At 36.0% G+C, this 12,911-nt stretch carries 12 protein-coding genes; 8 read left to right on the top strand and 4 right to left on the bottom strand.

Annotated elements, in window-relative coordinates:
- Positions 1–56 precede the first annotated feature (56 nt).
- Entirely contained in the window at positions 57–746 is a 690-nt protein-coding gene (gene aqpZ / locus IWB64_RS05525; protein WP_194533055.1) for an aquaporin Z, read from the top strand.
- Between the two features lie 32 nt (positions 747–778).
- On the opposite strand, the gene brnQ is transcribed toward aqpZ, so the two are convergent.
- The 4 genes from brnQ to IWB64_RS05505 all read right to left on the bottom strand — a co-directional run bounded on the left by brnQ (position 779) and on the right by IWB64_RS05505 (position 5,965).
- Entirely contained in the window at positions 779–2,065 is a 1,287-nt protein-coding gene (brnQ, locus tag IWB64_RS05520; RefSeq protein ID WP_194533054.1) for a branched-chain amino acid transport system II carrier protein, read from the bottom strand.
- A gap of 791 nt (positions 2,066–2,856) precedes the next feature.
- A complete protein-coding gene (locus IWB64_RS05515; protein WP_194533053.1) occupies positions 2,857–3,897 on the bottom strand; it encodes an alpha/beta fold hydrolase in 1,041 nt (346 codons plus the stop codon).
- Positions 3,898–3,905: 8 nt separating this feature from the next.
- A complete protein-coding gene (gene thiL / locus IWB64_RS05510; RefSeq protein WP_194533052.1) occupies positions 3,906–4,955 on the bottom strand; it encodes a thiamine-phosphate kinase in 1,050 nt (349 codons plus the stop codon).
- A 59-nt stretch (positions 4,956–5,014) separates the two neighbouring features.
- On the bottom strand, positions 5,015–5,965 hold the full coding sequence (locus IWB64_RS05505) for a glycosyl transferase family 90 (protein WP_194533051.1): 951 nt from the start codon (positions 5,963–5,965) through the stop codon (positions 5,015–5,017).
- Between the two features lie 316 nt (positions 5,966–6,281).
- Between IWB64_RS05505 and IWB64_RS05500 the strand changes: the two genes are divergently transcribed.
- The 7 genes from IWB64_RS05500 (at position 6,282) to IWB64_RS05470 (ending at position 12,909) form a co-directional block, all read left to right on the top strand.
- Positions 6,282–6,611 (top strand): HesB/IscA family protein, encoded by a 330-nt coding sequence (locus tag IWB64_RS05500; protein WP_194533050.1) that lies wholly within the window; start codon positions 6,282–6,284, stop codon positions 6,609–6,611.
- A gap of 63 nt (positions 6,612–6,674) precedes the next feature.
- Positions 6,675–8,120: a Fe-S cluster assembly protein SufB gene (gene sufB, locus IWB64_RS05495; RefSeq protein WP_194533049.1), complete on the top strand. Its 1,446-nt coding sequence runs from the start codon at positions 6,675–6,677 to the stop codon at positions 8,118–8,120.
- Between the two features lie 60 nt (positions 8,121–8,180).
- Positions 8,181–8,933, top strand: a complete 753-nt coding sequence (gene sufC, locus IWB64_RS05490) for a Fe-S cluster assembly ATPase SufC (RefSeq protein WP_133685917.1) — start codon at positions 8,181–8,183, stop codon at positions 8,931–8,933.
- Between the two features lie 74 nt (positions 8,934–9,007).
- A complete protein-coding gene (gene sufD, locus IWB64_RS05485; protein WP_194533048.1) occupies positions 9,008–10,324 on the top strand; it encodes a Fe-S cluster assembly protein SufD in 1,317 nt (438 codons plus the stop codon).
- 141 nt (positions 10,325–10,465) lie between these two features.
- Positions 10,466–11,056, top strand: a complete 591-nt coding sequence (locus IWB64_RS05480; RefSeq protein ID WP_194533047.1) for an outer membrane protein — start codon at positions 10,466–10,468, stop codon at positions 11,054–11,056.
- Between the two features lie 141 nt (positions 11,057–11,197).
- On the top strand, positions 11,198–12,412 hold the full coding sequence (locus IWB64_RS05475; protein WP_226975813.1) for an aminotransferase class V-fold PLP-dependent enzyme: 1,215 nt from the start codon (positions 11,198–11,200) through the stop codon (positions 12,410–12,412).
- A 74-nt stretch (positions 12,413–12,486) separates the two neighbouring features.
- Positions 12,487–12,909, top strand: a complete 423-nt coding sequence (locus IWB64_RS05470) for a SufE family protein (RefSeq protein WP_194533046.1) — start codon at positions 12,487–12,489, stop codon at positions 12,907–12,909.
- Positions 12,910–12,911: the final 2 nt, after the last annotated feature.

Below are 12,911 nucleotides of genomic sequence, written 5' to 3'. Positions count from 1 at the left end.
AAATTTTGCTACCTTATGGATGTATTTTTTTATAACCATTAACTAAATATTTCAAAATGAAGAAATTAGTAGCAGAATTTATTGGAACCCTTTGGCTAGTTCTAGGGGGTTGTGGAAGCGCGGTATTAGCTGCAGGCTTCCCAGAATTAGGAATTGGCTTCGTAGGTGTGGCCCTCGCATTTGGTCTAACAGTTATTACTATGGCTTATGCCATTGGTCATATATCTGGTTGCCATTTAAACCCCGCGGTATCTATTGGCCTTTGGGTTGGTGGCCGTTTTGATGGCAAGGAATTGGTTCCTTATATTATTGCTCAAGTATTAGGCGGTATAGCCGGCGCAGGTATTTTGTATGTCATTGCTTCTGGGCAACCAGGATTTGAGCTAGGAGGCTTCGCGGCTAACGGTTATGGAGAACACTCTCCAGGCGGCTATAGTATGATGGCGGCATTGGTTTGCGAATTAGTTATGACCTTTATCTTTTTGTTTGTAATTCTTGGGTCTACATACACTAAGGCACCAGGAGGTTTTGCCGGTGTGGCCATTGGTCTTTGTTTAACTTTGATACATTTAATTAGTATTCCAGTAACAAATACTTCTGTTAACCCAGCTCGTAGTACTAGTCAGGCTTTATTTGTTGGCGATTGGGCATTAGGAGAACTATGGTTGTTTTGGGCAGCACCAATTGCAGGAGCTGTTTTGGCAGGATTTGTATACAAAGCATTATCCCCGGAAATAGTAGAATAATATTTTAAATGGAATAGCTGGCAGAGGTAGTTTTAGGATTTCTTTTTATTGAGCAAATTCGTGATTATAAAAACCACCACTGCTGGCAATACCCATCCTAGGCTATAAGGACTTAATGGAATAAAAAATTGAACATTAGATAGCGTCTCGGTAAAACCGATGCTGCCTAAGAAATCGGGAATGCTAAAAATAATGGTGGTAATGACCACTGCTTTAAACACTTTTTCAGAAGCAAACTTATCCGGTACTATGTTCAAAATAATAAGTACTATAGTTATAGGATAGATAAACATTAAGGCAGGTAAGGCTACTGCAATAATGTATCCCACATTAAATTGACCCATTATTACCCCTAGAACACAACCCAAAATAGCTGTGGTTAAATATACAGGCTGGGAATCGTGAAATCTATATTTTATAAAATCTGCCGTTCCGGTAACTATACCCACAGCAGTAGTAAAGCAAGCTAGACTTACTAATATACTTAAGAACAGATTGGCCGTTCCTCCCAAGGTTTTTGTGCTAATACCACTAAGTAATGCTGTTCTTGAAATGTCCGCACTAAATTCACCGTGCATAATTGCGCCGGTAACTATAAGTCCTGCATAAATAAGAAATAGGCTTAAGCCTGCCAACCAACCTGCACGTCTTATCAAAATCTTTTTTTCTTTGTAGGTAGCTTCCTTTTTCTTCAGGTTAATCGAAATAATAATTACTCCACCTACTACAACAGCACCTATGGCATCAAAAGTCTGATAGCCTTCAAGGATACCTTCGGACAATGGATTATGAAATACGGTTTCGCTAAAAGTAAAATCATAAGAAAATAGTGCCGTACCTATTATAAGGAACAAAATAAGAATAATTGCGGGCGTCAAAAGTTTTCCGAGAATATTTAGAATCTGTGAACGGTTGATGACGAATACAAAAACCAGAGAAAAATATAAAATGCTAGTTAGTAGAGGAGGTGTGTCAAAAAATGGTTGGATTGCCATTTCGTGTGTAACTGCTGCCGTCCTTGGAGATGGTAGGCTAATAGAGATAGCATAAATAAGTAAAGAATAGACAAGGCTAAAAGTGGGCGAAACCTTTTTTCCAAAATCGAATATGGTACCCTGGAGTTTGGCGTGGGCCATAATACCCATAATAGGTATAAGTACAGCCGATGCGCAGAAGCCCAATGTAACGAGCCACCACATGTCACCAGACTTGTTACCTAGCAAAGGAGGCAGTATAAGGTTGCCTGCTCCAAAGAATAAGGAGAACAGGGCAAAAGCAGTAACTAAGACTTCTCTGGTTTCCTTTTTTAGGATAAACATGGATTAATAATATTAATGGAAATTAGTTCTACCTATCTATATTGTTTCTGTACTTTATCGAAAAAACGGGAGGTTATTCATCCAGATCGATGAACGGCAACCCAAAACTTCGCATGTTATTCTTATTGGGAGAAAACCGCAGCAAGATACCGTAAATTCAATTGATAACAAATGATAGAAAAGACCGATTTAAAGGTGTTGTTCATCGAATAAAATGTATTTCATCGAAAAAACGGTACAATGATAGAAAGGCATCCAATAAACAAAGATACGATGGCGTTCAAGTAAAAGAGTGCCTAAAAACATTCTAAAGTTCAGACCCAAATTTTTGCAGTAAGCGGTTTCCCAAAGACCGATTATGCGTTTTAAACCTACAACCATGAAGAAATTTTTTTGCAGTTTATTCGGACATCACTACACAGTATCAAAAAAAGTTACACTCCACATCAAAGAGTATAAATGTATTCATTGTCAAAAGCAAGTGACAACAGATGTAAGTGGAAACCTTTCAACTTTGACTCCGGAACTGCAGGATATAAATAAAACACTAGAAAATATATTTCAGAAGAGACATAGGGCAGCAGAGCATGCCGCCTAACTATGCTTTGGCACCGAAATTCTGAGCCGTTAAAGGTCTTGGAATTTTAAACTTTTTCCCGGAAATTTTGGAAACAGCCTCGTTCTCCACTGTCGTTCGCCCCACAACAGTATTAGTTAGGTATGCCCTTTGTTTTCGGGAATTTTTTGTTTTTCTACTTACGAAAAACTAATGTAAGTATCAGTTATTCAGTTTATTGAATATTTTTATCTTCTATTGTTTCCAAGATTTTAGCACTAATAAGGTCTATTTCTGCATCGGGTAAATCATGCCCCATATTGTCTACCCATAAACTATTTGCATTCGGAATAACCAATGCCATTTTTTTACCGTGTTCAAAAGGTATAACAGGATCTTGTTTTCCATGAATCACCAATACCGGTATTTTAAGTTTGGACAGTGCTTCATACCTAGGTTTGGCCGTTTCCATTGCTTTTTGATGTTGCCTACCAGCTATAAAATGATATCCATCTCGTTTCTTTAAATTGTATAAGGCTGCTTCTGCAAGAGGTTTACTTGCAATATCTCCTGTGGCTTTACCCATCAAAATTCTCTTGTGAACGAACTGTAGTTTTATTTGACTTTTCTTACCTCCAAAAATCCCATATTTTATTACCGCACTTATCATTTGTGGTAAGACTTCTGAAGAAGGAGCTGGAAGCGTGGAATCAAAAATATCTGCCGATGACATAATGGAAGTAAGGCTTTCAAATCGATCTTCATGTTCAATTGTCGCAAGCTGTGAAATCATGCCTCCCATGGAAACCCCAATAATATGGGCTTTCTCAATATTTAAACTGTCTAGAATCGTAATAGGATCATTTGCCATATTGGCAAGCGTATACGCTTTATCCGTCTTTTTAAGACGTTGAGTCAAACCCGTGCCTCTATGATCGTATCGTATTACTTCGTAACCGGCATCCGTAAATTTTGAAATGAAATTTGGCGGCCAACTCAGGGCATCATTGGCTGCGCCCATTACTAAAACAACAGTACCTTTTTTAGATGTTTTAGGTGGAATACGCTCATACCAAACTTTCCAACCATTGGAAATGGCAAACCCGGTTTTGCCCGTTACCATTTCGGGTATGGGCTCGTGCATTACCGTTTTGATCAGTAATTCCGTTTTATCGGATAGTTTTGGTACCGATGCACAGGCATAAAAGAGAAGAGAAATTATAGCAAAAACGGTCAATCGTATAGCTACTTTTTTTCCTCTTTTATGCTTTTTCATATTAAAAACTAGTTGTCCGAATTGAAAGAGTTCCAGCCTTGAGCGGTTAGTTCTATTTTGGTATTACCTCTTGTAACCAAATAGGCACCTTCTCTTTCGTCAGTCATGTGACCAATTACGGTTAAGCTAGGGTTTCCTTTTATTTTATCAAAATCGTTTTGTGAAATGGTAAAAAGAAGCTCATAATCCTCACCACCGCTAAGGGCTACCATAGTACTGTCTACATTGAACTCCTCGCAAGCAGAAATTACAGTTGGATCCAAAGGAATTTTCTCCTCAAATAAATTGCACCCTACCTTACTGCTTTTACATAAGTGAAGAATTTCCGAAGAAAGTCCGTCACTAATATCTATCATAGAAGTAGGCAGGACTTCCATCTCTTTCAAAAGTTCAACAATATCTTTTCTTGCCTCCGGCTTCAACTGTCTTTCAACAATATAAGAATATGGCGAAAGATCGGGCTGGTTGTTGGGGTTCACCTTAAAAACTTCTTTTTCTCGGTCTAAAACCTGTAAGCCCATATACGCCGCACCCAAATCACCACTTACTACAAGCAGGTCGTTTGGCTTAGCACCACTACGATACGTAATTTCTTCTTCTTTTGCCTCGCCAATTGCTGTAATACTAATAAGCATTCCAGAAGTAGATGAGGTGGTATCTCCACCAATAAGATCTACATTAAAAACCTTTGCTGCTAGGGCAATACCTGCATAAAGTTCTTCTAGCGCTTCTAATGGAAAGCGGTTAGAAACAGCCAATGAAACCGTAATTGAAGTTGCGGTTGCATTCATGGCATATACATCAGAAAGATTTACCATTACTGCCTTGTAACCCAAATGCTTTAGGGGCATATAGCTGAGGTCAAAGTGCACACCTTCTATTAGTAAATCTGTGGTTAGTACCGTCTTTTCTGTATGATCAAAAACAGCGGCGTCATCGCCAATACCCTTTACAGTAGATTTGTGATTTAGCTTAAAATTTTTGGTCAAATGGTCTATGAGTCCAAACTCGCCCAATTTTTCCAGAGACGTACGTTCTTGGTTTTTATCTTCTAGCATTTTGCAAAAGTAAGAAGTATAAATTTATACCGATTCATTTGAAGCGTCCAATAACAGTATTAAAATCGCAAAGCATCTTTTTGACCTGTTATTTCAGTATATCTTTCTAATACCTTTAAACACAATAAGTCTTCCAATTGTTTATTTTGAAATCGTTTTACGTGTTTGTGGGCGTTTTTTATAATATTCTCGGCTTGAGAGGTGTGTAATGTGTAGTATTGTATTTTTTCTTCTAAATCCGAATAATCATCCTTTACTTCAACATAATGTACTCCAGAAATTAATGTGCCTTCCATAAACCAAGTTTCATATTTTGGTTTGGGCATTAAGCATAATGAGTTTGATGACATAGCCCATTTTAAATTTGTAGCAACATCATTACCCTCAGGACAAAAGATGAATTTATATTTTAAGTGTTCTTTTTTAGATAAGAACTTTTTCATCCACGGTTCATCGTTATGTTGTTTTTTAATTTGTCCAATATTACAAAGTGGATGATTCCAGAATTTTTTAACAAAATTTGTGCGTAAAGGGTGTTTAGCTTTACCCCTCCAAACTAGGATGTCTTTTTTGTCTGAGAATTGAAGATCATCATTTACCCACTGGAAATGACGTCTTTTGTTTAGTTTGAATAATACTGAATTTTCATTGTCTCCGTGAATTGGTCTTGCTTTAAATAGTGTTGGGTATGTATTTATATGAGTTTCATCCCCAAAATGATAAGCAAACGAAGTGTTAGGTTTAAAATAATGTAGGAACTCTTTTAAATCTAAATAGTAAAAAGTACCCTTTGTTTTTTTGAAATTTCTAACTGAAATTGCCTCTTTAGGAACTTCGAAAGAGTCTTTTGTTTTAATGTAATACGCCAGTCTTTGGTCTAGCTCATTAATGTCACATAGCGCTTCATAAGCTCTTATTTTTTTGTATAAAAATTTAAAATAAATATTAGGAAATGCATTGCGGCCAAATCCTTTTATATAGCATATTACATTAATGTCATCTAGTTTCATGACAAACGAATATGGAGAAGTAGTTCACCTACCTGTTTATAATTTTTATACTTCAGCTTCATGTTTTTAAGAAAGAAAAACCTCGTAATTTTCATTAGAAATGAACATAGTTTGTCCAAAACTATTAAAATTAGTTTTAATACTACTACTTGGATTTTTGTTCTTTAATATTCTTCTCTTTTATGGAAGAGTTTTATATACCGTTTGGTCATAGAAAAAGCTTATTGGAATATACGTTATAATAATGTTAGTTCTTATTGTAAAACCCTACTAATGCCATATATTTGTGAACTATTTAGAATAAATCCAAATGCTTATGATTCAAGTATCTGAAACTGCGAAAAAGAAAGTCATAGACTTAATGACCGAAGGGGGTTTTGATTCCTCTACGGACTATGTTCGCGTAGGTGTTGAGAGTGGTGGGTGTAGCGGCTTATCGTACAAACTCGATTTTGACAATAAAAAAGATGAAGCCGATAAGGTTTTTGAGGATAATGATGTGCGTATTATTGTAGATAAAAAGAGTTTTCTCTACTTAGTAGGTACAACCCTGGAATATTCTGGTGGACTGAACGGAAAGGGATTTGTATTCAATAATCCTAATGCGCAACGCACCTGTGGGTGTGGGGAAAGTTTTTCGTTATAAACGAAGAATAGTAAAAGAACTAATTATTCAATTACCCTAGTGTAATTGGTATAAAAGGAAAAAATGGCATACACAGAAGAAGAACTAAAAAAGGAACTCGAAACTAAAGAGTACGAGTACGGTTTCTATACAGATATTGAATCTGATACTTTTCCAATTGGCTTGAATGAGGAAATCGTCATCGCCATTTCTAAAAAGAAGGAGGAACCAGAGTGGATGACGCTTTGGCGTTTGGAAGCTTTTAAAATTTGGAAAGAGATGGAAGAGCCTACATGGGCAAATGTGCATTATGAAAAACCAGATTTTCAGAAAATCAGTTATTATTCTGCGCCTAAATCTGCTGACCCTAATAAAACATTAGATGATGTAGATCCAGATTTGTTAGAAATGTATCGTAAGCTTGGTATTTCTGTTGATGAACAAAAGAAATTACAAAATGTAGCTGTTGATATTGTTGTCGATTCTGTTTCTGTAGCAACAACTTTCAAAAAGACACTTGCTGAAAAGGGTATTATTTTTATGCCTATTTCAGAAGCAATAAAAGAGCATCCGGAATTAGTGAAAAAGTATATGGGTACAGTAGTGCCAAAAACTGATAATTTTTATGCTGCATTAAATTCGGCTGTTTTTACTGATGGTTCTTTTTGTTATATCCCAAAAGGCGTAAGATGCCCAATGGAGCTCTCTACGTATTTTAGAATCAATCAAGCGGGTACGGGTCAATTTGAGCGTACGTTGCTTATTGCAGATGAAGATAGTTATGTAAGTTACCTTGAAGGCTGTACTGCTCCATCAAGAGATGAAAATCAATTACACGCTGCCGTAGTAGAGCTAATTGCCTTAGATGGTGCTGAGATAAAATATTCTACTGTTCAAAACTGGTTTCCTGGTAATAGTGAGGGTAAAGGTGGTGTTTTTAACTTCGTTACGAAAAGAGCTATATGTGAGAAAGACGCTAAAGTATCTTGGACACAGGTAGAAACAGGTTCTGCAGTAACTTGGAAATATCCTTCTTGTATTTTAAAAGGAGATAATTCGATCGGTGAATTTTATTCTATTGCCGTAACGAACAATTACCAACAAGCAGATACAGGTACAAAAATGATTCATCTTGGTAAAAACACCAAGAGTACTATTATATCTAAAGGTATTTCTGCAGGTAAATCTCAAAACAGTTATAGAGGTTTGGTACAGGTTAATAGCCGTGCCGATGGAGCTCGTAACTTCTCTCAATGCGATTCTTTGTTAATGGGTAACGAATGTGGTGCACATACCTTCCCATATATCGAAGCGAAGAATAAAACAGCAATGATAGAGCATGAGGCTACGACTAGTAAAATTGGTGAAGATCAAATTTTCTATTGTAACCAAAGAGGTATACCAACAGAGAAAGCGATTGCATTAATTGTAAACGGTTTCAGTAAAGAAGTATTAAATAAATTACCAATGGAATTTGCTGTTGAGGCACAAAAATTATTGGAAATTAGTTTAGAAGGTTCTGTAGGATAAAAAAGTAATTAAGATTTTAGTAAAACGCCATTGGCGCCACAATATTTAAAGTAACACATTATGTTGAAAATTAAAGATCTACATGCTAGCGTAGATGATAAGGAGATATTAAGAGGAATAAACCTAGAGGTTAAAGCAGGTGAAGTACATGCTATTATGGGCCCTAACGGTTCTGGTAAAAGTACATTAGCTTCTGTAATTGCCGGAAACGAGCGTTTTGAGGTTACTCAAGGTTCTATTGAATTAAGTGGTGAAGATTTAGAAGAAGTTTCTCCAGAAGAAAGAGCACACAAGGGTGTTTTTCTTTCTTTTCAATACCCAGTTGAGATTCCAGGTGTTTCTGTAACCAACTTTATGAAAACTGCTATTAACGAATCTCGTAAGGCTAAAGGTCTTGAAGATATGCCTGCAAAGGATATGTTGAAGTTGATTCGTGAAAAATCTGAGTTATTAGAAATTGACCGTAAATTTTTGTCTAGATCATTGAACGAAGGTTTTTCTGGTGGTGAGAAAAAGAGAAACGAGATTTTTCAAATGGCAATGCTAGAGCCAAAGGTTGCAATTTTAGATGAAACCGATTCTGGATTGGATATAGATGCTTTACGTATTGTTGCTAGCGGAGTTAACAAATTAAAAAGTAAGGATAACGCTGTAATATTAATTACACACTACCAACGTTTATTGGAGTATATCGTACCTGATTTTGTTCACGTTTTACACAATGGTAAAATTGTAAAATCTGGTGGTAAAGAACTTGCTCTAGAGCTTGAAGAAAAAGGATACGACTGGTTAAAGCAAGAAACAGCGGTTTAAAAATAGTACAGAGTACGTAGTTGTTAGTAAAGAGTACTTAATACTTTGTACTAACTACTTAATACTAAAAATATATGGATTTAAAAGATAAATTGATTTCCTCTTTTATGGCGTTTGAGAACAACGTGGATGTTGAACATCCGGTACACGACGTTCGTATGGAAGCTATAAAAAACTTTGAGGAAAAAGGATTTCCTTCTAAAAAAGAAGAAGCTTGGAAATATACTTCCTTGAATAGCCTTCAGAAAATAGATTTCAGCATTTTTCCTAGGGAAGAAAATACCCTTGAGTATAAAGATGTCAAGAAATATTTTTTACACGAGATAGATTCCTATAAAATTGTTTTTGTAGACGGTATTTATAGCTCATACCTTTCGGAAACTACCCATGATGGTGTTGATATATGCTTGATGAGCGCAGCGCTTACAAAACCTATGTATAAGCCTGTTATTGATGTCTATTTCAATAAAATAGCTTCAAAAGATGAGTCGCTTACTACGTTGAATACGGCATTCAGTAGAGAAGGAGCGTATATTTACATTCCTAAAAACAAAATGCCTAAAAAGCCTATCGAAATTATACATTTCGCTACGGGTAATGAGGCATCAATCTTGTTGCAGCCAAGAAGTTTGGTTGTTGTAGAAGAAAATGCTGAGGTTCAAATTATTGAGCGTCACCAGAGTTTAACATCAAACGACACACTTACTAATGCAGTAACCGAAATATTCGCTGCAAAAAGTGCTATTGTTGATTTTTATAAAATTCAGAACGATGCGGCTACAGCTTCATTAATTGATAACACATACGTTGACCAAAAAGATAAAAGTGTTGTTAACGTTCATACTTTCTCTTTTGGAGGGAAATTGACACGTAACAATCTTAACTTTTATCAAAACGGAGAGTATATAGACTCTACTATGAATGGTGTTACTATTCTAGGGGAAAAACAGCATGTGGATCATTACACATTAGTGCATCATATGCAACCGAATTGTGAAAGTCATCAAGATTATAAGGGAATTTATGGCGATAGCTCTATAGGTGTTTTTAATGGCAAAATTATCGTAGATAAAATTGCTCAAAAGACAAATGCTTTCCAAAAGAATAATAATATTCTAATTAGTGATAAAGCAAGCATCAACTCAAAACCTCAGTTAGAGATTTTTGCAGATGATGTAAAATGTTCTCACGGTTGTACTATTGGTCAGTTAGATGAAGATGCTTTATTTTACCTACAATCTCGTGGGATTCCTAAAAAAGAAGCTCGTGCTTTGTTAATGTACGCTTTTGCTAATAACGTTTTAGAAAGTGTACGTATACCTGAATTAAAAACACGTATTAACAAATTGATTGCTAAGAAATTAGGGGTTAATCTTGGGTTTGATTTATAAGCGATTGTAAGCTCTTTTTTAACAAGAGATTATCTTAAAATATAGAATTTATTTAACGGCACTTTAATAGTGCCGTTATTTTTTTGCCCGAATTTTCCTATAGATTTACGGACTAATTTAAACCACTAATTATTAGTTCGTATGAAAAAAATCTACTTTTTATCAGTTTTAGTATTCTTCTTAAGTGTAGGCTTGTTCGCCCAAGACCAGAAATGGAGTGTGGAAGCAAATTACCCGATTTCCGTTGGAGATGAACTGGGAAATGATACACCAGCAATTTTAGACATAGGATTAAAATACAGGTTTTTAAATTTGAATAAAGTAAAAATAGGAGCAAGTATAAATACAGGATATTTTCGACAAAATCATAATTACTCTGTTAATGAGGAATCGTTTGATTTCACGGAAACCCATTGGTTAATTCAGCCAAAGTTATTTGCTGAGTTCACTATTCCATCAATTCAAAAACTTCACCCTAGCGTAGGATTGGGATATACTTTTACAGAATCTAAAAACAAGGGAATTGCTTTTAATGAACCTTCTGAGTTGACACGTTCACCAGGAGGGTTAAGTTTTAATCTAGGGCTTTCTTATGATGTAACTAAGCGATTTTTTTTACAAGTGCAATGTGATTATACCAGAAGTACTGGTACGGTAGAGGGTGAAGGATACACCGAAAATATTAAAGATAATTTAGGTTTTGTAAAAGTGGGAGTCGGTTTTAGGTTCTAAATCAAACTATTAAGCCTAAAAAACCTCCAAGAAAACTTCTTGGAGGTTTTTCCTTTATAAGAATACTTCTAAATTAGAAAGCTTCTTGTTTTCTCTATAATTTAAGGCATAGTCGGTATCTTTGTGCTCAATTTAATTACTATGATAGACGTTACTAAAATTCGCAAAGATTTCCCTATTCTTAAAAGAGAGGTTAACGGGAAACCTTTGGTATACTTGGACAATGCCGCTACATCGCAAACACCACAACAGGTCATAGATGTTATAGTAGATTATTACCAAAATTACAATGCCAATATACATCGTGGTGTGCATGCGCTTTCGCAAGAAGCAACTGACCATTATGAAGTAGCGCGGCAGAAAATCCAGAAGCACTTTAATGCGAAAAACTCGTATGAGATTATATTTACTTCGGGAACAACCCACAGTATAAATATTGTAGCAAACGGATTTTCAACGCTTCTTGAAAAAGGCGATGAGATTTTGGTTTCCGCTATGGAGCACCATTCCAATATTGTGCCTTGGCAAATGTTGGCCGAAAGAACAGGTGCCGTTCTTAAGGTTATTCCAATGAACCTTGCCGGTGAGTTGCTGATGGATGTCTACGATGATTTACTTTCCGATAAAACCAAACTGGTATTCTGTAATCATATTTCAAATGCATTGGGAACTATAAATCCTATTAAGGAAATTATAGATAAAGCACATGAGGTTGGCGCTGCTGTCTTGATTGATGGTGCACAAGCTGCCCCACACATTAAAGCAGATATGCAAAAACTAGATGTAGATTTTTACACTGCTTCTGCACATAAAATATGTGGACCAACAGGAGTTGGTATGTTGTACGGAAAAGAAGAGTGGCTCAATAAATTACCTCCTTATCAAGGAGGTGGCGAAATGATTGCAGAGGTTACTTTCGAAAAAACTACTTATGCCGATCTTCCGCATAAATTTGAAGCAGGTACACCAAACATTTGTGGAGGTATTGCCTTTGGTGCTGCCTTAGACTACATGAATGCTATAGGTTTTGACGCCATTGCTGCATACGAGCACGAATTGCTTGAATATGCTACGCAAGAACTACAAAAAATAGAAGGGCTTAAGATTTATGGAACTGCAAAGAACAAAACCTCGGTTATTTCTTTCAATATAGAAGGGTTACATCCCTATGATATTGGTTCTATTTTAGACAAGCTTGGGGTAGCCGTACGAACTGGTCACCATTGTGCGCAGCCAATTATGGATTTCTACAAAATTCCTGGAACGGTAAGAGCTAGTTTTAGCTTTTATAATACTATGGATGAGGTAGATGTGCTAGTTAAGGCTGTTCTTAGAGCTAAGGGCATGCTAGAATAGCCATAAGCGTTATGATTCTCTTAAAGAATTGAAATCCATAGATACTTATTGTATTTTTACCCAAAACAGCAACAATGCAGATAAAGGAAATACAGAACGAAATAGTAGATGAATTCTCCATGTTTGATGATTGGATGCAGCGTTATGAATATATGATTGATTTAGGCAAGAGTCTTCCGCTTATCAATGAAAAATATAAGACTGCTGATAATATTATTAAAGGTTGCCAAAGTAAAGTGTGGGTTCATGCTGAGTTAGAAGAAGATAAGTTGGTTTTTACTGCAGATAGCGACGCTATTATAACGAAAGGTATAATTGCTATTTTAATACGCGCTTTTAGCAATCAGAAACCACAAGATATTATTGATGCAGACACCGATTTTATTGATGAAATTGGTTTGAAAGAGCATCTTTCTCCTACACGTGCAAATGGTTTGGTAAGCATGATCAAGCAATTGAAACTATATGCAGTAGCATACCAAACCCAATTAAATTAGGA

The organism is Zobellia nedashkovskayae (genome assembly GCF_015330125.1).
In the GTDB taxonomy this organism is placed as follows: Bacteria; Bacteroidota; Bacteroidia; order Flavobacteriales; family Flavobacteriaceae; genus Zobellia; species Zobellia nedashkovskayae.
The sequence above is the reverse complement of the archived record's forward strand: the minus strand, read 5'-3'. Positions and strand labels throughout refer to the sequence as shown.

Excerpts from the sequence above, each read along its gene's own strand:
- IWB64_RS05505 (WP_194533051.1), bottom strand. The coding sequence starts at position 5,965 with ATGAAACTAGATGACATTAATGTAATATGCTATATAAAAGGATTTGGC.
- IWB64_RS05475 (WP_226975813.1), top strand. The coding sequence starts at position 11,198 with ATGATAGACGTTACTAAAATTCGCAAAGATTTCCCTATTCTTAAAAGA.
- sufD (WP_194533048.1), top strand. The coding sequence starts at position 9,008 with ATGGATTTAAAAGATAAATTGATTTCCTCTTTTATGGCGTTTGAGAAC.
- IWB64_RS05470 (WP_194533046.1), top strand. The coding sequence starts at position 12,487 with ATGCAGATAAAGGAAATACAGAACGAAATAGTAGATGAATTCTCCATG.
- IWB64_RS05500 (WP_194533050.1), top strand. The coding sequence starts at position 6,282 with ATGATTCAAGTATCTGAAACTGCGAAAAAGAAAGTCATAGACTTAATG.
- sufC (WP_133685917.1), top strand. The coding sequence starts at position 8,181 with ATGTTGAAAATTAAAGATCTACATGCTAGCGTAGATGATAAGGAGATA.
- sufB (WP_194533049.1), top strand. The coding sequence starts at position 6,675 with ATGGCATACACAGAAGAAGAACTAAAAAAGGAACTCGAAACTAAAGAG.
- thiL (WP_194533052.1), bottom strand. The coding sequence starts at position 4,955 with ATGCTAGAAGATAAAAACCAAGAACGTACGTCTCTGGAAAAATTGGGC.
- brnQ (WP_194533054.1), bottom strand. The coding sequence starts at position 2,065 with ATGTTTATCCTAAAAAAGGAAACCAGAGAAGTCTTAGTTACTGCTTTT.
- IWB64_RS05515 (WP_194533053.1), bottom strand. The coding sequence starts at position 3,897 with ATGAAAAAGCATAAAAGAGGAAAAAAAGTAGCTATACGATTGACCGTT.
- aqpZ (WP_194533055.1), top strand. The coding sequence starts at position 57 with ATGAAGAAATTAGTAGCAGAATTTATTGGAACCCTTTGGCTAGTTCTA.
- IWB64_RS05480 (WP_194533047.1), top strand. The coding sequence starts at position 10,466 with ATGAAAAAAATCTACTTTTTATCAGTTTTAGTATTCTTCTTAAGTGTA.